The organism is Tengunoibacter tsumagoiensis (genome assembly GCF_003967535.1).
Classification (GTDB): domain Bacteria; phylum Chloroflexota; class Ktedonobacteria; order Ktedonobacterales; family Ktedonobacteraceae; genus Tengunoibacter; species Tengunoibacter tsumagoiensis.
Window position 1 is genome coordinate 3,899,880 of record NZ_BIFR01000001.1, and the last position, 24,613, is coordinate 3,924,492.

Genomic DNA, 24,613 nt, shown 5'->3' on the forward strand with positions numbered 1-24,613 from the left:
AAATAGCTATGAGTATCTCAACGACTCCACAGACTCTTCTTATTCGTTATCTCAATAGCCTCAATGGAGCAGCCCCGAACTCTGCCGCCGCGGCTTTCTATGCCTCTCTGGATCAAGTAAGTAGCGTCTCACCAACCATCGCTCGCGCAATTGTACAGGAGCTCGATGATCAAAGAAGCTACCTCAAGTTAATTGCCAGCGAAAATTATAGCTCTCTTGCAAGCCAGCTAGCAACTGGCAATCTGCTGACCGATAAATATGCCGAAGGCTATGCCAATCACCGCTTTTATGCCGGCTGTGATAATGTCGATACAATTGAGTCGGAGGCTGCACAACTGGCTTGTGAGCTCTTTGGAGCCGATCATGCCTATGTTCAGCCCCATTCAGGAGCTGATGCCAACCTTGTAGCCTTCCTATCAATTTTGCTGGCAAAGGTGGAGAAACCTCTACTAACTTCATTGGGTCAGGAAGATCCTTCGAAACTCAGCCGGGAAGATTGGAATAAAGTTCGTGAAGCTTTCCATAATCAACGCCTGCTTTCGCTGGACTACTACTCCGGCGGCCACCTGACACATGGCTATCGCCATAATATCTCCAGTCAGCTCTTTGATGTCTATACTTATTCGGTTGATCCAGCTACCAACCAGATTGACCTGGAACAGCTACGCGCTCAGTTGCACGAGGTGCGCCCCCTGATCTTACTGGCTGGGTATAGTGCCTATCCACGCAAATTGAATTTTGCAAAAATGCGCGAGCTCGCTGATGAAGTAGGTGCCGTTTTGATGGTTGATATGGCCCACTTTGCAGGTCTGGTTGCGGGTAAGGTCTTTACTGGTGAGTACGATCCAGTTCCCTATGCTCATGTGGTGACTTCAACAACCCATAAGACGCTGCGTGGACCTCGAGGTGGCCTGATCCTCTGCAAACAGGAATTTGCAGAATGGGTCAATAAGGGCTGTCCTTCGATGCTCGGCGGCCCCTTGCCACACGTGATGGCAGCCAAAGCTATTGCCTTCCGTGAAGCGCTGCGGCCTGAGTTTAAAGAGTACGCTCACAGGATTGTTGAGAACTCACAGGCACTGGCTCAGGCGTGTCTCGATGAGGGCCTCGTTGTGCTTACCAACGGCACTGACAATCACCTGCTCTTGATCAATGTTGCCAAAACCTTTGGCTTAACTGGTCGCCAGGCCGAATCAGCTTTGCACGACTGCCACTTTACACTCAACCGCAACTCTCTGCCATTTGATGCCAATGGACCATGGTACACCAGTGGCCTTCGCATCGGCACGCCTGCCATCACAACCCTGGGTATGGGGCCTGCTGACATGCGCGAGATTGCCAGCATTATCAAACTTGTGCTTTCACATGTCGTACCAAATACTACTTCAAGTGGTAAGAAGAGCCTTACAAAATACGCATTAGATCCTGAAATCAGCACTGAGGCCAGACAGCGTGTACAAGCACTTCTGGCTAAATATCCCCTCTATCCAGAGTTGAATCTGAATCTCACCCAGATTCTGGCCGAGAACAATTAATAAACCATCAGAACAATCACAGCATGAAACGTTTTCAAATGTTTCATGCTGTGATTGTTGTACGATAAGGATAAAATAGAACAATGAGCAATCCTACAGAGTTAAAATTACGGTATGGCTGTAACCCTTATCAGGCTCCAGCCAGAGTATTTATGAATAATGGTGAGCTACCATTTAAGGTGCTAAATGGAGCTCCCGGGTATATCAATCTCCTTGATGCACTAAACTCCTGGCAACTGGTCAAAGAGCTCCGTCAGGTTCTCAATCTGCCAGCCGCTGCGTCGTTCAAACATGTAAGCCCGGCAGGAGCAGCGGTCGGTCTACCGCTCAGCGAAACGCTCAAGCGGGCCTATGGTGTCGAAGATCTCGAACTTTCCCCTTTAGGGAATGCCTATGCACGAGCACGTGGCGCTGATCGGCTCTCATCCTTTGGCGACTGGGTGGCATTGAGCGATGTGGTTGATCTCTCAACAGCGCGGCTGCTTAACCGCGAAGTCTCCGATGGTGTCATAGCTCCCGGCTACGAACCTGCTGCACTGGAACTACTCCAGAAAAAGCAGAAAGGTCGCTATATTATTCTGGAGATGGACCCCACCTATGAGCCCGAGGAGTTGGAGCGCCGAGAGGTTTTTGGCATCACGTTCGAACAAAAACATAACACCGCCCTTGCCAGCACTGAATGGTTGCAAAATATCCCAACCAGCAATAAAGAGCTGCCTGAGAGTGCTCAACGAGATCTGTTAATTGCGCTGATTGCTCTGAAGTACACGCAATCAAATTCGATCAGCTTTGCTCTCGATGGACAGTGCATTGGCATTGGAGCTGGTCAGCAATCCCGTATCCAGTGCACCCGCCTGGCTGCTTCAAAGGCTGCCAACTGGTATCTGCGCCAGCACCCACGTATCGCCGAACTCCCCTGGAAAGCCACCGTCAAACGTCAGGATCGTGTCAACGCCATCGACCTCTATCTGCGCGACGATGCCACTGCGGCTGAGCTAGAGCCCTGGAAAGAGCTGTTTGAAGAGGTTCCTGCTCGACTGACCGCTGAAGAGAAACAGGAATGGCTCAAGACACTCAAAAATGTGGCTCTGGGTTCAGATGCCTTCATTCCGTTCCGCGATAATGTCGACTGCGCTGCCGCCTATGGAGTGAAATATATTGCCCAACCTGGTGGTTCTTTGCGCGATGAGGATGTGATTGAAGCCTGCAATATTTACGATATTGCCATGGCCTTCACTGGCGTGCGCCTCTTCCATCACTGATCTGTGTCTCTCGCTTAGTACTTCAGTGGATGAAAGTCTTAAAATAAGACCCTGCAGCCAGAAGCTCTGCTTAGATGTGCATATCTTCATACCATCTATTCAAGAGGCTGGTCTGCAGGAGCTCAGTAGGCTCACCTATGGGCTTCTTTGATCGATAAGGGCAGGCAAACATCCGTCCCTACTTTATCACCCTACTGGTCTGTGGGAAACTGCTTGCCTGCTTCTTCAGGGAGACGGCTCTGACCAATTCAGGACTGAGAAGCGTGAGCGCTCAATGGTGCGGCTATATATGCCGTTGGAATAGGCAGGCAAGGCAAAATGAGCCGATAAGCTATCCCTGATAACTTCTATGCTACAGGCTACCCGTAAAGAACAGAGCATGTAGCGCGTTCTCTAGCTTTTGATAGTCGCCGCCCCCAGCTTGCCCGATCTCGGGTCGTCCACCACCGCCTCCTCCCAACTGTTTTGCAACTTCACGTGCGAACGTACCTGCATGATAGCCTTGAGCAATGAGGTCTGCACTCACGAGAATCACACAGTGTGGCTGTCCCTCAATCAAGGCACCCAGAGCCACTATTCCCGACCCTAACTGCTGGCTAACACGCTGACCAAGTTGGCGTAAGAGGTTTTTATCCCCTATCTCAACTATGCTCGTCAAAACAGGAATCGTCCCTTGCTGTCGTACTTGTGGCAACAACGTCTTCGTAAGTTGTCCTACGAGCTGAGATTGTGCATGAGCTAGCTCATGTGTGCGTTGCTTCAGGTCATTCACAAGAACGTCTATACGTTCAGATAATTGTGGGAGCGGCGCTGATAGCTTTATTGCAAACTGTTGTAACTGCTCATACTGTTGTGTGACCCACGCGTCGGCTGCCAGACCAGCCACTGCTTCAATACGTCTTAGACCCGAGCTCACAGAGCCTTCGCCCAGCAGATGAAAACTTCCTAGCTGACCTGTGCGCAAGACGTGCGTCCCACTACACAGCTCTTGTGAATGCAAGAATGGCACATCTGAATCAAGGTGAGCATGTTGCTCTTGTTTATCAAGACTATAAGAATTTACAGAAACGACTCGTACCATATCGCCATATTTCTCGCCAAAAAGGGCCATCGCTCCCTGCTCTCTTGCCTGGGTATAGCTCATCAAGGTCATGCTGACAGGATAATCGGAACGGATCCACCCCTGAACGCGGCGCTCGATCTCACGCAGTTGCTCCAACGTTACCGCACGAGGATGTCGGAAATCGAAGCGTAGATGCTCAGGAGAAACTAAAGAGCCTGCCTGCTCTGCATGAGCACCCAACACTTCGCGCAACGCTTGATGGAGGAGATGGGTCGCCGTATGATGACGCATAATCGCATAACGGCGCGTGCGGTCTACCTGCAATGTACATTGCTCTCCAATAGAGATGATTCCCTCCTCCACCTTCCCTTCATGAAGGTAAAGGCCATTCGCTAATTTCTGGACATCGGTTACTTTGATAGTTCCAGTCAAACTATAGATGAGACCGGTATCAGCAACCTGACCTCCACTCTCTGCATAGAAAGGAGTACAATCAACTACTACATGAAGTGACTCTCCAGCATGAACAGAATGGACGATCTGACCCAGGTGCTCAAGCGACAGAATCGTTCCCTGACACTCGAGGCGAGTATAACCAACAAATTCTGTTGGTGGCAATTCACGAACCAGCTCTGAGAGCGACTCAACGCTCTGCTTCAGACAGCTGCCAGAGCGAGAACGCTCTTGCTGTTCTCTTCGCGACTCCTCATAGCCCTCCAGATCAACCTTTACTAAACGCTCTGACAAAACCTTTTGCGTTAGATCCACTGGAAAACCATAGGTATCATGCAGCGTAAAAGCAACGCTTCCAGGAAGAATACCACTCTCTTGAGCTCCGGACTGCTGAACCATCGCCTCCAGGTGCTGAAGACCAGTCACTAATGTCGAACGAAAACGACCCTCTTCGTCAGTGATCAACTGTTGAATATATGCCTGCTTTAGCACTAATTCAGGATAGACTGGTCCCATCTTCTCAATAACCGTCTGCGCCATGTGCGCCAGAAATGGTCTCTCCATTCCTAAACGCTGGCCCAGGTATGCAGCCCGGCGCAAGATACGGCGCACCACATAGCTCCGACCCTCATTCGCCGGCGCTATTCCATCAGCAAGCAAGAAAGTAATCGCACGGCTGTGGTCAACAATAGTATGATAAAGAGATGTATGGGCCCGATAATGGCTGCTCTGCTGACCCAATAACTGTTGCAGGCGCTCAATAAGTGGCTGAAACAGATCCGTCTCATAATTATTTTTCACACCTTGCAAGATAGCAACCAGACGCTCAAAACCCATGCCAGTATCGATACAGGGTCGCTCCAAAGGGGTCAGATGACCCTGAATATCGCGATTATAGTGCATAAAAACGAGATTCCAGATCTCCATATAATCGTCATCATCCGAATTCACACCAGACGCCTGCTGCTGAGCCAGATCAGAGCCCTGATAGTAATGGATCTCGGAACAGGGCCCACATGGTCCAGTCTCACCCATAGTCCAGAAGTTATCTTTCTCACCAAAGCGCAGGATACGCTCTCGTGGAGCGCCCACTTCTTCCCACAAACGAGCAGCCTCGTCATCATCGCGATACACCGTAAACCAGAGCCGCTCAAGCGGAAGTTGCAAGACTTGTACAAGCAAACCCCAGGCCAGTTGGATCGCCTCACGCTTAAAGTAATCACCAAATGAAAAATTGCCCAGCATCTCAAAGAATGTATGATGACGAGGCGATGACCCAACAGTCTCAAAGTCGTTATGCTTGCCAGAGACGCGAAGACATTTTTGGACCGTTGTTGCGCGTGGAGTGGTCCGCTGGCTTATATCCAGAAATGTCTCCTTAAATGGGACCATACCAGCGTTCACGAACAGCAAGGTTGGATCATTTGCAGGGACAAGCTGACTACTAGACAACTGCACGTGCTGGTGCTGAATAAAGTAGTCCAGAAAGGTACGCCGAATATCCATACTGTTCATATCAATTTCCCTTCAGATCAAAACCTAACAAGCACAATAAAAAGCCCGCCCTCAGCTTACTGCTCAGGGCGGGCTGAAATTTCTTGATAGCCCGTGGTACCACCTGGATTGGAAGCGTTTTTCTGTCTATAGAAAGCTTCCCACTTAATAAGACACGGAATAAACTGGCTGGAAGATGATAGTAAAACCATCAGCCGCAATCGCTATTCGATGCCTTGCCCTGAGATAACGGAGGGCTACCGGTCAGGATTACAGGCTCCAGAAAAGAAGCGTTCTTCCTGCATCGCGATCCTTTTACACTTATGGGATCAGAGGGGGGCCTTACAGTGCTTTGTGAAGCTTGCTGGACTCTCACCACTGCCAGCTCTCTGTCTGCTTCTAGCAAATTGCATTCGTCCCTCGCGACGATTTTGAAATTTGAATTTCTTTTAGTATACGGTTCTTCTTGTCGCTTTGTCAAGTATAGCTCAGAAGCCATACTCCTCTTATCGCTCAGATTGAGGCTACCTCCCATCTCGCAGAATATAGCCTGCCACTTCATAGCCCCGACCGGGCCGATCGTTCTCTGGAAGATCTGAGATCCATTCCCAGTGAGCCTCTTCTACCACCGTAAATACATTCTGCACGAGCTCTGGAAAGCTTCGTGGTACCAGCGGGAGCAGACGCCGATGTTTAGCATCGTGGTCGGTTCCATAGACCCCAAAGACAAAGGCACGAATATCGCTCAGAAGTACGGCGACCCCGCCAATATCCAACAGGGTACGCATATAATGCAGATGAGCATTAATGACGCGAATCCGAAAATCCTGGGCCGCATCTTGATAACGGCGGTGGCGTTCTTGCTCGACTAATAGATCTGGCGCATACTGCTTCACGGTATCTAAGACATCAAGCAATGGATAGCTAAAGAGTTGAGATAGCACGAGTGAGCTTATTACCAGGCCAAAGTCGCCCTTACGGAGGGTATGAATCTCTGGTGGGTCGGGGATGAGACACTCGTCCAGACAGGCTGCTGCTGCATTGAATATGGCCGTAGCACCTTGCTGGGCTAACAGCTTCCAGTCCTGACGCTTCAACAGGCGCTCTAAATTACTACTCACGCCAGCACTGATATCACATTTCACAAAACGCACACGCCGCTTAAGACCAGATGCTCCCAATTCCTCACGCCCATAATTCATTGACAACAGATCGAGGTCAGCCAGGACGACCTCCTCGGATGCACGCGTGATCTCAGCCAGAGGCACCTCTGTACACGCTCCTGCTCCTAGAATAAGTGAGCTACGAGATGCTCCTGTTGAACGGAGGGACAATCCCTGAGAGACAAGGGCATTCACTTGCTTGAGATGCTGTGGAGTATGCTGGCGAAACCATTCACGACGGAGCGGTCCCTGGCTTTGACGATTATTTGCAGCTAATGTATCTATACGCACGATGATGACCTTCATTATGCCGTAGTGGCAAAAACGGGAAATTTCAAGTATAATTGGTAACAATGAACGGATTTAGTGTAGCATTTCTGCTGCGTCAGGTCTAGTTAGAGCTTCTCTCTTTCACCATGCGAAGGATAGAAGTCTCCTTAAAGATGCGTCCCTCATCTCGATATTTCAAAAACACAGAAAGATGCTCCTCCAATGTCTATTACGATTTTGCCTTTTCAGGAAAACCATCTCCTGGGAGCAGCAAACCTGCTTGCCCAACGTCATCGGCGCGATCTCCTGGCAGAGCCTGCACTTCCTCCACAATTTGCCGATCCAGCTGTCTCGCTTAAAGCCGTTGAGAAGACATGGCAACAGCCTCTGGCCAGTGGAACGGTCGCACTTGCACATAATGAGGTCGTGGGATATGTATTGGGAGCGCCAAAGATTGAGACAAAGCGTGGGCGCACAATCTGGATACCGCTGGCTGGCCATGCGCTGGCACCATCGCAAGATGCCGAACTTTATCGTGACCTCTATGCAGCCAGTGCTCCTCGCTGGATTGCGGAAGGGTGTTTTGAACACTACGCGCTCATTCCGGCCCATGATCAAGATGCCCTGGCGGCCTGGTTTGCTCTGAGCTTTGGGAAGGAACATGCTCATGGTCTGCGTGAGATTGCTCCAATCAAAGAACCTGAGCATCGGTTTGATCCATCGATTCAGATTCGCCGCGCTGAGAGAGCTGATCTGGAGGCATTCATGGAGCTTGCCACTATCATCATGCGCCACCAGGCAGACAGCCCCGTCTATTCCCCTCTTCTCCCTGAGGAGATAGTCGGTCGCCGCCAGCTATTTGAGCGTGTCCTGACAGATCCCGAGGCTATCTGCTGGGTAGCTGAAAAAGATGGTCGTTTCCTTGCTTACCAGCTCTATACCCCATCAGAACCTGAAGTCGATAACCTGATGGACGATGAGAAGTCAACCTACTTAAATATTGCAGCTACACGCGAAGAGCTTCGAGGGCAGGGAATTGGACAGGCATTGACGGCCCATGCCCTCCGCCAGGCTCAAGAGCAGGGTGACACGAAAGTTGGAGTGGACTGGCGCGTCACCAATCTCAGTTCATCCCGGTTCTGGCCCCGGCAGGGCTTCCGCACGATCGCCTATCGCCTCTATCGTCACATCGACGAACGCGTTGCATGGGGACATACCCAGGCCTTCCTGTAATACTACAGCTCTGACCTACTGCCCGGTATAGGAGGGTGGCCGCTTCTGCAAAAAGGCGGCCACTGCTTCTTTATGATCGGCTGTCTGGATCGCCTGTCCCTGTAGCTCACTCTCCAATGCAAAAATAGTTGAAAGATCGCCATCAGGGGCTGCATACACTAAGCGCTTAATCAGACCATACGTCACGGTTGGACCTTCAGCCAGACGTTGTGCAAGCGCCTGAACTGTGGTTTCTAGTTCAGAGAGAGGAACACACTTATGGATCAGCCCTATACGCTCAGCTTCCGGAGCCAGAATCTCTTCAGCCAGCAATGAGAGCTCCAACGCCTTGCTCAGCCCGACCAACCGTGTAAGAAAATAAGCCCCCCCACCATCGGGGACCAGTCCAATACGTGCAAAACCTTCGGAGAAGCGCGTCGTATCGGCAGCAATACGGAGGTCACAGGCAAGCGCAATATTTAACGAAATGCCTGTTGCCACACCATGAAGAGCTGCTACGACTGGCTTAGGCATCGTATGAATGATCTGAACCAGGCGATGATAGTGCTGAAGGTGATCACGCCCGGCATCTTCAGATAACGGATCTTTGAAGAAAGAGAGATCCTGACCCGAGCCAAAGGCGCGTCCAGCTCCTGCCAATACCACACAGCGCACCGTCTCATCCTCAGCCGCAGCCTGCGCCGCCTCAATACAATCCTGAAGCAGTTGCGCATTAAATGCATTCAGCACCTCTGGCCGATTCATGAGTAGCGTCAATACGCCACCCTGACGCTGCACAATCAGATGCTGGAAATCAGTACGCATGGTGGGTTCCTCCTCATCGTAGAACAGTCACATGGCGGACAGATTGATGATAAGCTTACATTTTTAGCAGGGGGAGATCCATCAGTAACACTTCCATAGCGACACGTACATTTACATTCTGATCAATTGCTTCCTGAGTCTGCAAAATCGCTCGGACGACGCGCTCGGCCTCCGCAGAACCGATTTTAGCAGCATGTCTGGCAAGAAGATCTCGCAGATCCACATTGACAGTCAGCTCCAGACAACCATTGGCAGTTAACACCAGATCGCGCCACCAGAGAAGCCAGAGCTCTAAGAGAGTTCGAGCCTTCTCTGCATCCAACCCCAGTTGTTGCACAAAATCAAAACGCTGCACCTTAGACATCCCAGGCAATTTGGCCAGCGACTCAAGAAGAGTACGGCGCTCGTCAAGCATCTCCTCATCCTCCACAGCCTGGACCGCCCAGCCCATGCGACCGGCGGCGAGCGAAGAGATCAGGTTAGCCTGCTGCTCATCTACATCCCACTCTCGAAGCAATGCGGTCCGTATCTGAGCTGCTGTCAAAAGGTGCATAGGAATCTGCTGCACGCGCGAAAGAATAGTTGGCAGCAAAAGACCTGCATCTGGAACAGTGAGCAAGAGCACAACCTCAGGCTCGGGCTCCTCCAATGTTTTGAGTAAACAATTGGCCGCCTGCACATTCATATCTTGTGCATCTGGAAGCAGAAAAATATTACGGCGTCCCTCCAACGTACGCCGGGCCGCCGAGCTCTGTAATTCACGTACCTGATCAATCGTAATAAATTGTTTATCAACTGCCTTTGTAATCACATGCACATCAGGATGATTATTGTGCATAATCTTACGGCACGAGAGACACTGATGACAGGGATCGGTAGGAGAACGATGTGGATCAGGACCACCAGTACAGAGCAATGCCTGAGCAAACTGTTGCGCAAGCCGATGCTTACCTATCCGTTGGGGGCCAACAAAAAGATAGGCATGCCGCACCTGTTGCGCTGCCAGGGTTCGACGGAGGATATCAATGGAGTGCTCGTGGCCCACGATATCCCAATTTTGTGATTGTAATAGCTGGGTAACCATAGCTTCATGGTAGCAGAAATACAGTGAAATGGCAAGTTTCGCGCATCGTCTGTCACCATATATGCGGCAATTACGCGTAAAAAAATCCTACTGGAAACTCATTATTGAATTTTACAGAGCAAAACAAGCACTATTCATAAAGATGGTTTGCAGCTGAGAATTATATGATATACTAATTCTCATGAGTAGACGTTTCAGTTACCTAAGTCATCTGGTCTGTAGTCTCTGCCAGTGCCATTACGACGCAGACCAGCTGAGTACCATCAGCCCGTGTTGCAGCCGCCCTTTGCTTGCCCAGTATGATCTCTCGGCGCTCAAAAACGAAATGCGCAGGGAAGAACTGTCTGGACGGCCTGCAACCATGTGGCGTTATCATGAACTTTTACCTGTTCGTACCCCACAATCTGTACAGAGTCTGGGTGAGGGTATGACGCCTCTTCTGCCTGCGCCCCGTTTAGCACCAAAAGGGTTAAAACAGACAGCACAGGTCTTTGTCAAAGACGAAGGACAGAATCCAACAGGAAGTTTCAAAGCCCGTGGCATGTCAGCCGCCGTCTCTCGCGCTTTTGAATTAGGAGTACGCGGTGTAATCACCCCTACGGCAGGAAATGCGGGTGCAGCCATGTCCGCCTATGCTGCACGTGCCGGATTGCCTGCATATGTCACTGCACCAGAAGATGCTCCTCAAGCGTGTATAAAGCAGGCCCACCTTTACGGAGCTGAGGTTGAGCTCCTCGCAGGATTAATTAGCGATGCTGGACGATTAGCAACTGAACGAGCAATTCAACGGGGCTTATTCAATGTCGCAACCTTACGCGAACCCTATCGTGTTGAAGGTAAAAAGACGATGGGGCTCGAATTAGCTGAACAACTTGGCTGGCGACTACCCACGGCAATTATCTATCCCGCCGGTGGAGGGACTGGGGTTGTAGGGATGTGGAAAGCCTTCAGTGAACTCTACTCACTTGGCTGGTTGACTGAATCCCCCCTACCCAGGATGATTGTTGTCCAGGCAGAGGGATGCGCCCCCCTGGTACAGGCCTGGAATCAAGGAAGTACAGAGGCCACTCCCTGGCCTTCAGACCAGGCTACGACTCAAGCTGCTGGCCTTCGGGTCCCATCAGCCATTGGGGACCGATTGATCCTACAAGCCATACGCGAAAGCGCTGGAACCGCGCTCAGCGTCAGTGATGAGGAGATGAAACAGATGGTCCATTATGCGGCACAACAAGAAGGTATGTTGATCTCATTAGAAGCCGCCGCCACTCTGGCTGCCTATCATCGCTTGCTTGCAAATAACTCTCTATCGGCAGACGACGAGGTCGTGCTCTTCTTCACCGGGAGTGGGCTGGCCGATTTAGGCCTGCCCGGCTGATCTGTCACCGTCAAAGACTGATAGATGTGTTATGCTAACAGTATAGGCTCTCTCCGTTTGTGTAAAGTCGCGTTTGTAAGCACTGTCAGAGAAAATACTGCTTTTCGATAAGGCCAATGTAACCGATGGATACCTCTATACGTTTGTACAATACGAATAGCAATCTGCGTTCCTCTGAAGAGGAGGAACAGCAGGGGCATGTAACCATTCCCGCTCCAAAAGAGACTGATGGTGAGGAGGAACAGGTTGAGATCGCCGAGAGCCCATCATCCCCTGAACTGGTCACTCAACCAGAACAGGTAGATGTGGCGAATTTTGAGGCTATCTTCTTACGCTACCAGGGCCCTATCACTAATTTTATCTACCATTTGATCGGGAATCGTGAACAAGCCTATGATCTTGCTCAAGACGTATTTGTCAAAGCATATAAAGCGTTATTAGGGGGAACTGTTGTTCAACCCGGGGCACTATCGGCGTGGCTCTATCGAATTGCGGCCAATACCACAACAGATACCCTTCGCCGCCGTCGCTTGATTTCGTGGTTACCACTCTCATTGTTTAATGAAGATCGTGGGATTGGGGCCGGGGTTGTCTCTGACGCAGGAGGCACACCTTCCGAAACCTTTAATCCAGCATCCGATGAACATGGCTCTGAGCCACGTTCTTCTTCCGTGACTTCACTCTATGAGCGCAATGGATACGATGGAGGACGTTTTGAAAGCCGTGTCGCCGACCGCGAAATCGTACAACGTGTGTTTCAGCAGTTACCAGAAAAATATGCTAGCTGCCTCTGGCTCTATGAAAATGATGGACTCTCCTGTGCAGAGATTGCCGAAGTCCTCAATATCAGTGCCTCAGCGGTAAAAATGCGTTTGATGCGAGCAAGAGAACGGTTTATTGGTTTGTATCAAAAAGAGGTCGGTGAAGATTGAACTGTAGTCAGGCGCGAGCTCTGCTCGCCATATACCGAGAACTGAATAAGGATCAGACAACATCCTCTGACGCGACCGAATTAGACGTGCACCTGGCGCATTGTGCAGCATGCAGAGAGGCATATGCTCAATATCATTCTATCGGCGAACGCATTCGTGCGCTCCCTCCTATTGAGCCGTCCCCTACTGCACACACAAAGTTGATGCAGGCGTTGGCGGCAGAACATGCGCGTTTCCTGGAACGCGCCCCCTCTTCTGTATCTTCAACTCCTGCCCCTGCCTTTCTCGCGCCTTACTTAAAGGAACTTGCACAGAAAGATCCGGATACAAAATCGCTCGCGGCTTTCGCCACCGCTGAGACTGGTCCTCTGCCTATTATACGCCCTATCAGACGACGTCAGCCCTGGCATATGAATCAATTTATGACTATCGGTCTCGCCGCTTCTATTCTGATGGTCTTGATGGTTGGTGGAGTAACAGGGCTCTTGACTCTTGCCAATCAAGGCTCTTCCCTTTCGACGCTGAATAAAACAACGACAAGTATTCACTCAGCACAGATTTCTGCGTCAGAGCCGTATGCAACAACCTCGACTTATCCCTATGTAGCCAGTGCAATCGCTGGAAACGATGCGATCTATTACACAAATTACAATGCGAGTAAGACCAATTGGATGCTCGAACAGTTCGATATCAGGAAGAATAGCTCTCAGTTGCTCTTAACTGTTCCCGTCGGTAGCCCGCTGATTCTCCTTGGAACCTCCAAAGATTGGCTGCTCTGGCTCCAATTTGATGAGCCCAAAGCTGCTGATACAAAACATGTTCATCCTGATGCACAGAATGTCCTGCCGCGCACCTGGAGCGTTCATGTCAAAGCGCTCGGAACAGATGCAAGTAGCCCGAACAATGCTGATCTCACACTGGTAAATGGGACGTTTAATCCCGATACTGTTCCAAACTGGGTACGTTCACCTGTACAGGGGGTCAGCTTTACTCAGAATACGATCCTGCTGGCTATGGTCGATGAGAGGGGGACATCCCATCTCTTAAATTATCCCTTAGATAAGACTGCTGCAACTCAGGCCAATCCTATTGAGCTCGCTCATGCTGAGGATGGGCATATCCTGGCCTCTCCTACCAGCAATATGGATGGCACCGATATCTATTGGGCCGATGAATGGTGGGTCAACGGAGAGAATGCTCTGCATAGCAATATCTGGACACAGCAGATTCAAGAGGCGATTCCCGAGCGCCAGGGACGATGGGCCGCTCATATGCAGACCTATACCTATCTCTTCCGTTCTGATGAACGCTCCTTCAAACCGCAGGTTGTTGAAGATATGCTTTTCTTCCTGCAAACGGATGGTTCTACAAGCAATCAGGCCAAACCAACGGCAACACCAACCGCTCAATCGACATCAATAGCTCAGGCAACTGTAACGGCCTCGCCAATCTCAATTAATGCCAATAGTGTACTGGGTGGAACGGTAAAATATGATCCAGGTGTGTACGCAGCACAGATCGATGCTCAGGCCAGCGGAAAGCTTCAGACCTACTCAGCCAATGGTGCACTCCAGCTCCCAACGACCATTGATGATAATAAGATTGTCTCAGCAATTCAAGGCGGCAAACGTTTCTTACTCTGGCAGAATAGTGCCAATGCGTTTGAGATGTATGATGTGGAGACAAAAGCTCCCGTGACGATTGATAGCGATACGGTGCCTAAGAATGCCTCTTTCTTAAATGTTAACGGCGATACGGCAGTCTGGGTCATTAATACCCTCGCTCCAAATACCACCGATCAAAGCGATCCTGTTAATCCAACTATTAAGCTGGGTACGTTCAAATGGCCTCGACCCATTAAAGGCTCTACAGGCCCCTAGAGAGACGGAGATGTCAAGGAAGGCAAGATGCAGCTAGATGGTTGATCTAAGCTGCGTCTTGCCTTCCTTACCGTTTACTTGCTGTCTTCTGCTGTTTTCACCAGGTCAATAATCTCTTGATGCTGTGTTTTCATAAATTGCTGCTGTGCATCAATTTTGTGTACCAGTTCAAGAATAAGTTGCTCTTGTTGATTAATTTTCTCATTCTGGGTCGCTAAACGCTGCACAATCTCCAGTACCAGTGTATCCTGATGATCAAGATGCTCAAGAATATGAGAGACTTCTTGCTCTCCTTTCACATCCGTTAGATAGTCGTTCTCGGCGGTCAGACGATCCTTCACGGCCTGGCGATTCTGGCTCATCATGACAAAAGGGGCGGCATAGGCTGCCTGGAAAGAGAGGGCCAGGTTTAAAAGAATAAATGGATACGGATCCCATCGGTACTTCACAAATAGTACAATATTTAGCACAATCCAGATAAACAGGATACATGATTGAATAATGATAAAACGCCAGCTTCCAATAGTAGACGTTACCGCATCAGAAATTTTGTCACCTATTGTGAGCTTATCATCGACCGTTTTATTGACATTAATAAGTTCTGGTTGCTCTTCGCGCTTCAGCTGCGGAAATTTCCATGAGCCAACTGCGTTAAAAAATTGTTTAATATTCTCTTCAGTCGTAGATTGAGAGTGCTGGTTGACACTCTGGCCAGGGGTTGTCTCCATCAAAAAAACTCCTTAAGACGTTTCGAATTGTAGCTGCCTATTATTTAAACGTCTTAAGGATGAGTATTTGATCTGTTATTTTAAAAAGTACGGTCAACAACCAAGCTGCTTGGCAATAACAATACGTTGAATCTCGCTGGTTCCTTCGCCAATCTCGTTGATCTTGACGCTACGCCAATAGCGTGAAACAGGATACTCGTCCATAAACCCATACCCACCATGAATCTGTACAGCCTGATCGGCTGCTCTCTTGGCTGTTTCTGAGGCCACCAACTTAGCCATTGAGGCTTCACGCGTGTAGGATCTCCCCTGCATATGCAGCCAGGCAGCCTTATAGTACATCAGGCGAGCCAGTTCAATCTCGGTATCCATATCGGCAAGTTTAAACTGAATAGCCTGAAACCTGCTGATCGGCTGACCAAATTGTTTACGCTGTTGCGCATAGCTCAAAGCTTCATCCAGGCAGGCCTGCGCCAGACCTACGGAGAGTGCAGCAATCGCAACACGACCGGAATCAAGAATGCGAAGAAATTGTTTGAGACCATCACCTCGCTGACCCAACTGGTTTTCTTGTGGAATGAGACAATCTTCAAAGGTTAAGGGTCGAGTATCGGAGGCTTTCCAACCCATTTTTTTATAGGGCTGCCCAATACTATAGCCAGAGGTGCCTTTGGGAACGATAAGATTTGTAATCTCAGGACGCCCATTGGACTGTGTGCCAGTGCGCGCTGTAATAGTGACGCCGCCACTCATTTCAGTACCCGCATTGGTAATAAAGACCTTGGCACCATTGATGCACCAGCCATCGTCCGACAAAGTAGCACGCGTCTGAGTGCTTCCTGAATCTGATCCTGCCTCGGACTCCGTCAGACCAAACGCCCAGAGCTGCTCTCCACGTGTCAGGCGAGGAAGCAATTCTTCCTTCTGCTGCTGATTACCAAAGAGAAAGAAAGGGGTGGCCCCCAGTGAAGTATGAGCCTCCATCGTAATACCGACAGAGACATCGGCTCGTGAGATCTCCTCTAAAGCCAGACAATAGGAGAGAAAATCAGCGCCTGCTCCCCCATATTCCTCAGGAAAAGGGAGACCAAGCATACCGAGCTGGCCCATCTGTTGGATAATCTCGATGGGAAAACGTCCGGTCTCATCCAGTTCTGCGGCGACGGGTTTAATTACTTGTTCAGCAAAGTCTCGGCTGGTCTCGCGAATAGCCTGCTGCTCATCATTGAGTGAAAAGTCCATCTTCCCCTCAACCTCTCTTTTTCACACCTATACAACATCTTCCTGAATAGAATACGAACTAAGATGCCTGCCGGTTAAAAAAAGGGTAAGGTTTTTAGCACAAAACGGCTCACAGTTTGTTGTCTGTGAGCCATCTTGTTCTTTGCTGAGTCATCCCTGCAAGATCGGCATGACTCATCATTAAATGTGCCTACGGTGTCTACGGGAGAGCTTCATGCTCCCCTGCATAAGCGCCAACACCTTTGCGCAACATAGGAACTTTATTTAAAGCCTCCCATGGCAGATCAATGTCGGTACGACCAAAGTGGCCAAACGCTGCCGTTGGCTGATAGATTGGACGGCGCAGATTAAGCGACTGAATAATGCCAGCAGGCCTCAGATCAAAGTGCTCATTAATCAGGCGAATAATCTCTTCATCGGCCACCTTGCCCGTCCCAAACGTCTCGACAAAGAGAGAGAGAGGGCGAGCGACACCAATAGCATACGCAATCTGGAGCTCGATCCGATCAGCCAGGCCAGCAGCGACAATATTCTTGGCAATATGACGAGCAGCATAAGCAGCCGAGCGATCAACCTTTGTCGGATCTTTGCCGCTGAAAGCGCCACCGCCATGGCGGGCCATACCACCATAGGTGTCAACAATAATCTTGCGACCAGTCAGGCCAGCATCACCCATAGGACCACCAGTTACAAAGCGTCCAGTCGGGTTCACAAAGATCTTTGTCTCTTTATCCAGCAAATGTTCAGGAACGACGGGCTTAATAATATATTCCAGCACGTCGCGGCGGATCTGTTCGCGATCCACATAATCGGCATGTTGCGTCGAAATAACGACGGTATCAACACGTACGGGACGGCCATTCTCGTACTGAATCGTCACCTGACCCTTCCCATCGGGGCGCAGATACGTCATAGGGCCATTGCCACCCCAGGACTTACGGCGTACCTGTGAGAGCTGGCGTGTGAGCTTGTGAGCAAGGCTAATGGGCAGCGGCATCAATTCAGGAGTCTCGTTACAGGCAAAACCAATCATCATGCCCTGGTCGCCAGCGCCAATACGCTCCAGCTCATCATCTGTCAATTGAGCATCGCGCGTCTCCAGAGCCTGACTCACACCCATATCAATATCTGGCGACTGCTTTCCGATCGAAGTCACCACGCCACAGGTACGATAATCAAAGCCATAATCCGCATTGATATACCCAACCTGTTCAATTGTTGACCGCACGACAGCGGGGATATCTACCCAGGCCGATGTGGTAATCTCTCCAGCTACCAGGACCAGACCAGTCGTTGTCGCGGTCTCACAAGCCACACGAGCGCTGGAATCCTGGGCCAGGATCGCATCTAGAACAGCATCGGAGATCTGATCGCATAATTTATCGGGATGCCCTTCAGTGACAGACTCACTGGTGAAAAATGTTTTTGGACTACGCATGAAACTGCTCATCAGCTGTTTCCTTTCAATTACATAAAATAGACAGAGCGACAAAGATCTGTGGAACATCGAGCATCTTTGCACTCTACACGAGCAAGCAGTGGGCTGTGAGACCTTCACTTGCTCAAAGCGAACGAATCGACTGGCTTATCAGTCAGAGAGACGTGCGCATGATACGTGTTCTCTATCGCAAAGGTGAAACAGGGGGTCTGTCGGGGCAGAAAAAAACCCCTGCGTGTTCAGGGGCCTGGCTATTTATAGCACATCCCCTCATCTTGCGGTATATACCGCCGGAATTGGCACCCTTCCTGTAAGGACAAGCGGGTTGCCGGGCTTCATCGGGCCGTTTCCCTCCACCTCTCTTGATGAGAGCAAACTCAACTATTCAGTTGTCTGGGATCTTTGACGCAAGGCTATCATAGCTTGTCATCGTTTATTATTGTACGCTATGGTTGGGAAAGTTGTCAATGGTGCAAAAGAGAATTTGCATCCGTCAAGCAAAAATACCCTATTTACAGGATCAGTTAGCCACTACCACCGCATAACGGCGTACAAAAAGCGCTATTTCGCTTAGAACGGAGGCTGTTACCAGGCCAAAACTGGTCAGGTGTGGGCTTGCCGCACGTGCAAGCCCCCAGCTTTAGCCATAGGGTTTCTAACCCTTTGAGACGATGATCAGGTGCCAGACTCCCAGGAGTTGAGGTAGTGCTCTTGCTCAGGAGTCAGCGTATCAATCTTAACGCCCATTGCATGCAGCTTCAGGCGGGCAATCTCAGTATCGATATCGGCAGGCAGGGTATATACCTGTGGCTGCATCTCTTTCGCATGCTCGAGAATATATTCTGCGGCCAGAGCCTGATTGGCAAAGCTCATGTCCATCACGCTTGCAGGATGTCCCTCAGCAGCGGATAGATTGACCAGACGCCCCTCAGCCAGAAGATGAATATGGCGGCCATCAGCATAGGTATACTCATCAACAAAATCACGAACGCGGCGCTTCTTGACTGCCAGCTTTTCTAACTCAGGGATGTTAATCTCATCATTGAAGTGGCCAGAGTTTGCGATGATCGCTCCATCCTTCATATGCTCCAGATGGGCCTTATCGATCACATTAATATCGCCAGTAACGGTGACAAAGACATCGCCGATAGCAGCAGCCTCAACCCCTGGCATCACACGATAGCCTTCCATCACAGCCTCAAGAGCGCGGGTAGGATTCACTTCGCAGACGACGACCTCAGATCCCATACCACGAGCACGAGAAGCAACACCACGACCACACCAGCCATAACCAATCACGACCAGCGTGCGACCAGCCAACAAAATATTGGTTGAACGAATAATAGCATCAAGCGTGCTTTGTCCAGTACCAAAGCGATTGTCAAACAGATGCTTGGTATCAGAATCATTCACTGCTACGACCGGGAACTTGAGTACGCCCTGCTTCTCCATGCTATGAAGGCGAATCACACCCGTCGTCGTCTCTTCCATACTCCCAATGATATTGGCAATGAGCTCGGTACGCTTGGTATGAATAGTTGAAACCAGATCACAACCATCATCCATAGTCATCTGTGGCTGGTGGTCCAGCACAGCATTAATATGTTGATAATAGATCTCTTCATTTTCGCCCTTAATAGCAAACGTAGGAATGCCATACTCGCTTACCAGAGCTGCAGCAACATCATCCTGGGTCGAAAGAGGATTTGAGGCACACAGCACCAGATCGGCACCACCTGCCTTGAGCGTAATTGCCAGATTGGCCGTCTCGGTTGTAATATGTAAACAGCCAGACATACGCACGCCTTTGAGAGGCAGATCCTTAGCAAAACGCTCGCGGATCAGGCGCAGGACGGGCATGTCTTTTGCGGCCCACTCGATACGATCTTTACCACGGGCTGAAAGAGACAGATCTCTTACATCACCCTGAGTTGAAATAGCCATTTTTATCTCCGTCTTCCCTTCTTATGAAAACAGAACGGACACACTACAAAATGATAATCATCAATAACATCTGATGGCATTCTACAACATTTTATGCGCTGCGCCTACTTTTCAGCCACCGAGCAAGGAACATTATGCCTGCTCAGTCTCCTTCCTGGGCCTCGAACAGCTTCGTGCGTACGATTAACGCTGACCAGGATACCAGTTGGTATCAAAGTGAGAGAAGGTTACCAACTCCCGATAGCGACCAGCAATCTGCTCGATCGTCAATGAGCGCAGTCCCTCGATACCAAATTTTTCGCAGGCAAAAGAACCCGTAATATTGCCATGAACAACGGCTCTCTTGAGATCATCAACGCTATAGTGTTGATCGGCCTGTGGCTCAACGGTGGAGAGATACCCCAGAAAACCTCCCGCAAAAGAATCACCTGCCCCTGTGGGATCCTGTACTTCTTCCAATGGATAGGAAGGGGCGCTAAAATAAGTACCATCAGTACCAAAGAGCAGCGCACCATAACTTCCTAATTTTACAACCACATAACGAATGCCCATCTCGAAGAGCTGGCGAACAGCGACTAACACACTCGGTTGTTTTGTATATTGACGAATCTCTTCCTCACTGATCAGGAGGACATCAACGCGTTTCATGACTTCGGTCAGTTCATCATACGCAGTATTGATCCACAATTCCATCGTATCCAGCACCGTTAAGCGTGGTGAAGAGACCTGATTGAGGACCTCCAATTGCAGCGTCGGCTGAATATTGGCCAGAAAAACCAGGGGCGAGTTCAAATATTGTGCGGGAACAACAGGATGGAAATCAGCAAAAACCCCCAATTGGGTATCAAGCGTATCTCGCGTATTCATGTCCAGATGATACCGGCCACTCCAATGGAAGGTTTTTCCTTCTTCAATCTGCAAGCCAGTGAGATCGATCCCACGCTGTTTCCAGTATTCTAAATACTCTTGCGGAAAATCACTGCCGACAATAGCCACAAGATTTACACCACTATATAACGAAGCTGCCGTAGCAAAATACGAGGCAGCTCCCCCAAGAACACCTTCCTCGCGTCGGAACGGAGTCTCCACCGTATCCAATGCCACAGAACCTACAACAAGAATCGACATGTATGCCTCCTCCAGATACTTTAAAATAACCCGGAATAACTCAAAATAACTCAATGTCAGACAACTGATAACAGACTAAGCTGCAAGCCCCTTGCATCCTTTATCTACACACAGCCACAAGCCGGAGAGACGAGTCAGTCTACTCCATGCTGAACCCGACGCCGCTCAGGTTGATCTTCACACAGGAGTTGCATCGCTCAGATGCTCGATCACCCCATCCAGAAATGTCACGGTTCGATTAAATTTATCCCGCGCCATCTCACGAGCAGGACCAGTATTCAGAGACTGATAGAGCTCAATGAAGCGTTCCTCAATGTGTCGAAGAATAGCAGCTAACACCTCACCATTCACCACACGATCAGGATAACGCGCCCCAAACTCTACAAGCGAGGTCACGACTGCCAGTCCACTCAGGCGTCCTAATTTATCCGCATCATAGAGCACCTGCCCCTCTGATAACACACCTCGCTCAGACTCAGAGAGTGGAACAGTATGACTCAAAAGCGTCTGCTCGACCTTCTTGATCTGCTCATCAGAAAGATCCAACTCATTCAGAAACTCAACAGCCATCTCAGCTGATTTTACCTGATGATCTTGAAAACCGTGTGTCACCGTCGAAATATCATGGAGATAGGCTGCAATAACCAGAATATCCATATCGAGCGTCACTGGATGATCCTCGTCAGCCTCTGCCTCTAACTCAAGAGCAAGCATCTTACAATTTGCCACGACAGCACTGACATACTGAAAACCCTCGCTCCCCATAATCTCTTCGGAATAACGGGCAACAGCTTGTAACACTTCTTTATTCATCTAAAGATGATACCTTCTCGTTAGATATTGCACACATCTGTTGGAGCGTCTGCACATACGGCGAGCGTGCAATACCTTTTTCGGTAATAATGGCTGAAATAAGATGATGGGGGGTGACGTCAAAGGCAGGATTGGCGATTGCAACGCCCAATGGAGCAATCATTTGACCACCTAAAGAGCTGACCTCACCCGGGTCCCGTTGCTCGATAGGAATCCCATCCCCGGTCTCCAGCGCCAGATCAATGGTAGAGCAGGGAGCAACGACATAGAGCGGAATGCCATGGGCCTGGGCGAGAACGGCAACGCTATAGGTTCCAATTTTGTTGGCAATATCTCCATTCGCTGTAATGCGATCGGCCCCAACAAAAATGGCCTGGATCTTCCCCTGACGCATAAATGTCCCCGCCATATTATCGGTAATCAACGTACAGGGGACCTGTGAGCGCTGAAGCTCCCAGGCGGTCAATCGAGCCCCTTGTAAGACGGGACGCGTCTCATCCACATAGACATGAAGCTGTTTCCCTTGCCGTTGAGCAGTATAAATTGGAGCCAGAGCCGACCCGAGACCAGAGGTAGCTAAAGCGCCTGCATTGCAATGCGTGAGAAGCGACATCCCATCAACAATCAGGCTTGCCCCATACCGACCCATCTGAAGGCAGGCTGCTGCATCCTCAGCAGCGATTGTATGCGCCTCCATCTGTACCCGCTCCACCAGCGCAGCCACAGAACTGGTCTCAACCAGCACACTCTGTGCAGCCAGTAGCATACGTTCGAGTGCCCAGGCAAGATTCACTGCGGTAGGGCGCGTCTGACGTAACAGTTGAGCAGTACGAAACAACTGCTCTTGCGCCAGAGCCAGAGAGAGCTCGTGGCCTTGCTGCTCATAGTCGTAAACAATCCTTCGGAGAGCGAGAGCCAGACCGAAAGCCGCAGTCACACCAATGGCAGGCGCACCACGAACGCGCAGACTGGTAATCGCCTCGGCAACTGCTAGCTCATGTGTCAAAGAAAGCTCAACAACCTGCTGCGGCAATAACGTCTGGTCCAACAGACCAAGCGAGAAAGAAGGAGTAGCAGATGGATCTTCATTCCACCAGACTGTTCGTACTGGTGGCTGCAATTGATCATCCATGAAAAACGAACCTCCCAGACCTCTCCTCGTTGGAGTAAAGCATGAAGACAAATTTGGACATAGTCCCCCGATTTTATGTAACGAGGTGGTAACGCAAGCATGACATTATCCACCAAATAGTACTAAGGAAGAGGGAAAGAATAGCGGGAATTCCACCAAAGTATGCTAACATGATAGACGATACATCACCCAACTGCAAGGTATTATTGTTTCCTCCCCACGCTTGAAGGCTGGGGTGTCCCAATTGAAGGTGATGACTACTTTAGCATGTTACTGATAGCGTTGGTTGTCCGTTCCACTAGACAGAAGGAAAATGTATTTCCGGTCCGCCCGACGAGTACTTGCAATCGTCGCCTTGATAGCGGCAGATCACCGGAGGTAGATACTGTCTTTTGCATGGAACGGACAAAAGAGAAACAGTAGCTATCGAAGGGATAGTAGCGCATGGTCCGGGTGGAAACCAAGGAACAAGCTTGGTCGTTTGAGCAGATCTACGACGAATATAAAACACCTATCTATAATTATGTCTATCATCTGGTAGGTGATCGTGAGCAAGCAGACGATTTAACACAGGATACGTTTTTAAAGGCGTTTCGAGCGCTCCCAAAAATGGATGCTAACCTGAAATTGTCCGCGTGGCTCTATCGTATTGCGACCAATACTGCCTATGATGCATTACGACGTCGCAAGTTGATTGCCTGGTTACCCTGGCAAGATCTTGATCACGAGCCAGCAGACATTGAAGGCGCAGATCCACAGGAGATTTATGGGACTACGGAGCTCGTGCGCGCGGCTTTGCGTCTCATGCCCCAACAATATAGAGCGGCTCTCCTCCTGTATACCCAGGAAGGGTTCTCATACAGCGAAATTGCTCAGACGCTCAATATTGCAGAGAGTGGCGTTAAAATGTATCTTTCGCGCGCGCGGCAGTCGTTTAGGGAACAGTATCGAGCCCTGGAACAAGGGGAGGCGCACCATGAGATGCGGGCAAGTCAAGGATCTGCTAAGCGCGTACCTTGATCATATGCTCGCCGCCGACGAGTGTCAGCAAGTCGCTCATCATCTTCAACACTGTCAGGCTTGCACCGAGATTCTCGCTGACTTTCGCCGCTATAACGCTCTCCTCAGCCAGTTGCCTCGTATTACACCAGATCTGGCGGTTCGACAGAATATTTTTCTACATGCTAACTTTTCTTCTTACACAGGAAATGCACAGAGCGGCGACCAGGATCTCACTTATTTACGTCTACCTTCTGAAAGGTCCGGAGGACTTCAGGTCGCCTCTCCTCATCCCAAACTTCTCCTCTTCCCTCTCCAGGCTCCTGTGAACCCAACCTATCAGACACCAACAGCTCCCTTCTTCTATCTCCCCACTTATGGACAAAAGACGGTGAAGCTACCTCTATGGCTCGCTCTCTTCCTCTTCCTTACTGTGCTTCTCGCTAGCTTCCTCAGTCTGAGGCAGCTTCAACACCGTAAAAGCTACCCGCACAACCCAAAGTCCTAAACGCTGGACACTTTTCCCAGAATCTTTTTTAATGAAAGAAGGAGCACTTCCTGAGTCATCATGTTGATTTTTTCGCAAATCTTCATAATGTCACACAGGAAATTGATACTATTTTTATACTTTATCAGTATGA

The 24,613-nt window shown here is 49.9% G+C and carries 19 protein-coding genes and 1 riboswitch; of the genes, 8 read left to right on the top strand and 11 right to left on the bottom strand.

Annotation, left to right across the window (positions count from 1 at the left end):
• The first annotated feature begins 8 nt into the window (after positions 1 to 8).
• Together EL628_RS15340 and EL628_RS15345 are read left to right on the top strand one after the other, a co-directional pair.
• Positions 9 to 1,535, top strand: a complete 1,527-nt coding sequence (locus EL628_RS15340; protein WP_126580800.1) for a glycine hydroxymethyltransferase — start codon at positions 9 to 11, stop codon at positions 1,533 to 1,535.
• 83 nt (positions 1,536 to 1,618) lie between these two features.
• The gene (locus EL628_RS15345; protein WP_126580801.1) at positions 1,619 to 2,797 is read left to right on the top strand and encodes a phosphoribosylaminoimidazolecarboxamide formyltransferase; all 1,179 of its coding nucleotides are present in this window, start codon (positions 1,619 to 1,621) and stop codon (positions 2,795 to 2,797) included.
• Positions 2,798 to 3,149: 352 nt separating this feature from the next.
• Here EL628_RS15345 and alaS read toward each other — a convergent pair whose 3' ends face one another.
• Positions 3,150 to 5,828 (bottom strand): alanine--tRNA ligase, encoded by a 2,679-nt coding sequence (gene alaS / locus EL628_RS15350; protein WP_126580802.1) that lies wholly within the window; start codon positions 5,826 to 5,828, stop codon positions 3,150 to 3,152.
• Between the two features lie 503 nt (positions 5,829 to 6,331).
• The gene (locus EL628_RS15355; protein ID WP_126580803.1) at positions 6,332 to 7,261 is read right to left on the bottom strand and encodes a hypothetical protein; all 930 of its coding nucleotides are present in this window, start codon (positions 7,259 to 7,261) and stop codon (positions 6,332 to 6,334) included.
• Positions 7,262 to 7,462: 201 nt separating this feature from the next.
• On the opposite strand from EL628_RS15355, the gene EL628_RS15360 reads away from it, so the two are divergent.
• Entirely contained in the window at positions 7,463 to 8,473 is a 1,011-nt protein-coding gene (locus EL628_RS15360) for a GNAT family N-acetyltransferase (protein WP_126580804.1), read from the top strand.
• A gap of 15 nt (positions 8,474 to 8,488) precedes the next feature.
• On the opposite strand, the gene EL628_RS15365 is transcribed toward EL628_RS15360, so the two are convergent.
• Both EL628_RS15365 and holB read right to left on the bottom strand, forming a co-directional pair.
• Positions 8,489 to 9,277: an enoyl-CoA hydratase/isomerase family protein gene (locus EL628_RS15365; protein ID WP_126580805.1), complete on the bottom strand. Its 789-nt coding sequence runs from the start codon at positions 9,275 to 9,277 to the stop codon at positions 8,489 to 8,491.
• A gap of 55 nt (positions 9,278 to 9,332) precedes the next feature.
• Positions 9,333 to 10,361 (bottom strand): DNA polymerase III subunit delta', encoded by a 1,029-nt coding sequence (gene holB, locus EL628_RS15370; protein WP_126580806.1) that lies wholly within the window; start codon positions 10,359 to 10,361, stop codon positions 9,333 to 9,335.
• A gap of 181 nt (positions 10,362 to 10,542) precedes the next feature.
• Between holB and EL628_RS15375 the strand changes: the two genes are divergently transcribed.
• The 3 genes from EL628_RS15375 (at position 10,543) to EL628_RS15385 (ending at position 14,548) form a co-directional block, all read left to right on the top strand.
• Complete coding sequence (locus EL628_RS15375; RefSeq protein WP_126580807.1) at positions 10,543 to 11,736, top strand: threonine synthase; 1,194 nt, start codon at positions 10,543 to 10,545, stop codon at positions 11,734 to 11,736.
• A gap of 125 nt (positions 11,737 to 11,861) precedes the next feature.
• Positions 11,862 to 12,668 (top strand): RNA polymerase sigma factor, encoded by an 807-nt coding sequence (locus EL628_RS15380; protein ID WP_126580808.1) that lies wholly within the window; start codon positions 11,862 to 11,864, stop codon positions 12,666 to 12,668.
• A complete protein-coding gene (locus EL628_RS15385; protein WP_126580809.1) occupies positions 12,665 to 14,548 on the top strand; it encodes an anti-sigma factor family protein in 1,884 nt (627 codons plus the stop codon). The genes EL628_RS15380 and EL628_RS15385 overlap by 4 nt, the downstream gene beginning before the upstream one ends.
• A 74-nt stretch (positions 14,549 to 14,622) precedes the next feature.
• On the opposite strand, the gene EL628_RS15390 is transcribed toward EL628_RS15385, so the two are convergent.
• From EL628_RS15390 to mtnA, 7 genes are all read right to left on the bottom strand, one after another.
• The gene (locus EL628_RS15390; protein WP_126580810.1) at positions 14,623 to 15,276 is read right to left on the bottom strand and encodes a DUF1003 domain-containing protein; all 654 of its coding nucleotides are present in this window, start codon (positions 15,274 to 15,276) and stop codon (positions 14,623 to 14,625) included.
• A 93-nt stretch (positions 15,277 to 15,369) separates the two neighbouring features.
• Positions 15,370 to 16,518: an acyl-CoA dehydrogenase family protein gene (locus EL628_RS15395; RefSeq protein WP_126580811.1), complete on the bottom strand. Its 1,149-nt coding sequence runs from the start codon at positions 16,516 to 16,518 to the stop codon at positions 15,370 to 15,372.
• A gap of 199 nt (positions 16,519 to 16,717) precedes the next feature.
• Positions 16,718 to 17,956, bottom strand: coding sequence for a methionine adenosyltransferase (metK, locus tag EL628_RS15400; RefSeq protein WP_126581962.1), 1,239 nt, complete (start codon positions 17,954 to 17,956; stop codon positions 16,718 to 16,720).
• Positions 17,957 to 18,223: 267 nt separating this feature from the next.
• Positions 18,224 to 18,328, bottom strand: a riboswitch (SAM riboswitch).
• 303 nt (positions 18,329 to 18,631) lie between these two features.
• Complete coding sequence (gene ahcY, locus EL628_RS15405) at positions 18,632 to 19,900, bottom strand: adenosylhomocysteinase (protein ID WP_126580812.1); 1,269 nt, start codon at positions 19,898 to 19,900, stop codon at positions 18,632 to 18,634.
• 183 nt (positions 19,901 to 20,083) lie between these two features.
• Complete coding sequence (locus tag EL628_RS15410) at positions 20,084 to 21,028, bottom strand: PfkB family carbohydrate kinase (protein ID WP_126580813.1); 945 nt, start codon at positions 21,026 to 21,028, stop codon at positions 20,084 to 20,086.
• A gap of 177 nt (positions 21,029 to 21,205) precedes the next feature.
• Positions 21,206 to 21,841: an HD domain-containing protein gene (locus EL628_RS15415; protein ID WP_126580814.1), complete on the bottom strand. Its 636-nt coding sequence runs from the start codon at positions 21,839 to 21,841 to the stop codon at positions 21,206 to 21,208.
• Positions 21,834 to 22,973, bottom strand: a complete 1,140-nt coding sequence (mtnA, locus tag EL628_RS15420; protein ID WP_126580815.1) for an S-methyl-5-thioribose-1-phosphate isomerase — start codon at positions 22,971 to 22,973, stop codon at positions 21,834 to 21,836. The genes EL628_RS15415 and mtnA overlap by 8 nt, the downstream gene beginning before the upstream one ends.
• A 444-nt stretch (positions 22,974 to 23,417) precedes the next feature.
• Between mtnA and EL628_RS15425 the strand changes: the two genes are divergently transcribed.
• Entirely contained in the window at positions 23,418 to 23,993 is a 576-nt protein-coding gene (locus EL628_RS15425; protein ID WP_126580816.1) for an RNA polymerase sigma factor, read from the top strand.
• Positions 23,950 to 24,480 (top strand): anti-sigma factor family protein, encoded by a 531-nt coding sequence (locus EL628_RS15430; RefSeq protein ID WP_126580817.1) that lies wholly within the window; start codon positions 23,950 to 23,952, stop codon positions 24,478 to 24,480. Before EL628_RS15425 ends, EL628_RS15430 begins: the two co-directional genes overlap by 44 nt.
• Positions 24,481 to 24,613: the final 133 nt, after the last annotated feature.

Excerpts from the sequence above, each read along its gene's own strand:
- EL628_RS15340 (WP_126580800.1), top strand. The coding sequence starts at position 9 with ATGAGTATCTCAACGACTCCACAGACTCTTCTTATTCGTTATCTCAAT.
- EL628_RS15345 (WP_126580801.1), top strand. The coding sequence starts at position 1,619 with ATGAGCAATCCTACAGAGTTAAAATTACGGTATGGCTGTAACCCTTAT.
- alaS (WP_126580802.1), bottom strand. The coding sequence starts at position 5,828 with ATGAACAGTATGGATATTCGGCGTACCTTTCTGGACTACTTTATTCAG.
- EL628_RS15360 (WP_126580804.1), top strand. The coding sequence starts at position 7,463 with ATGTCTATTACGATTTTGCCTTTTCAGGAAAACCATCTCCTGGGAGCA.
- EL628_RS15365 (WP_126580805.1), bottom strand. The coding sequence starts at position 9,277 with ATGCGTACTGATTTCCAGCATCTGATTGTGCAGCGTCAGGGTGGCGTA.
- holB (WP_126580806.1), bottom strand. The coding sequence starts at position 10,361 with ATGGTTACCCAGCTATTACAATCACAAAATTGGGATATCGTGGGCCAC.
- EL628_RS15375 (WP_126580807.1), top strand. The coding sequence starts at position 10,543 with ATGAGTAGACGTTTCAGTTACCTAAGTCATCTGGTCTGTAGTCTCTGC.
- EL628_RS15380 (WP_126580808.1), top strand. The coding sequence starts at position 11,862 with ATGGATACCTCTATACGTTTGTACAATACGAATAGCAATCTGCGTTCC.
- EL628_RS15390 (WP_126580810.1), bottom strand. The coding sequence starts at position 15,276 with ATGGAGACAACCCCTGGCCAGAGTGTCAACCAGCACTCTCAATCTACG.
- EL628_RS15395 (WP_126580811.1), bottom strand. The coding sequence starts at position 16,518 with ATGGACTTTTCACTCAATGATGAGCAGCAGGCTATTCGCGAGACCAGC.
- metK (WP_126581962.1), bottom strand. The coding sequence starts at position 17,956 with ATGCGTAGTCCAAAAACATTTTTCACCAGTGAGTCTGTCACTGAAGGG.
- ahcY (WP_126580812.1), bottom strand. The coding sequence starts at position 19,900 with ATGGCTATTTCAACTCAGGGTGATGTAAGAGATCTGTCTCTTTCAGCC.
- EL628_RS15410 (WP_126580813.1), bottom strand. The coding sequence starts at position 21,028 with ATGTCGATTCTTGTTGTAGGTTCTGTGGCATTGGATACGGTGGAGACT.
- EL628_RS15415 (WP_126580814.1), bottom strand. The coding sequence starts at position 21,841 with ATGAATAAAGAAGTGTTACAAGCTGTTGCCCGTTATTCCGAAGAGATT.
- mtnA (WP_126580815.1), bottom strand. The coding sequence starts at position 22,973 with ATGGATGATCAATTGCAGCCACCAGTACGAACAGTCTGGTGGAATGAA.
- EL628_RS15425 (WP_126580816.1), top strand. The coding sequence starts at position 23,418 with ATGGTCCGGGTGGAAACCAAGGAACAAGCTTGGTCGTTTGAGCAGATC.
- EL628_RS15430 (WP_126580817.1), top strand. The coding sequence starts at position 23,950 with ATGAGATGCGGGCAAGTCAAGGATCTGCTAAGCGCGTACCTTGATCAT.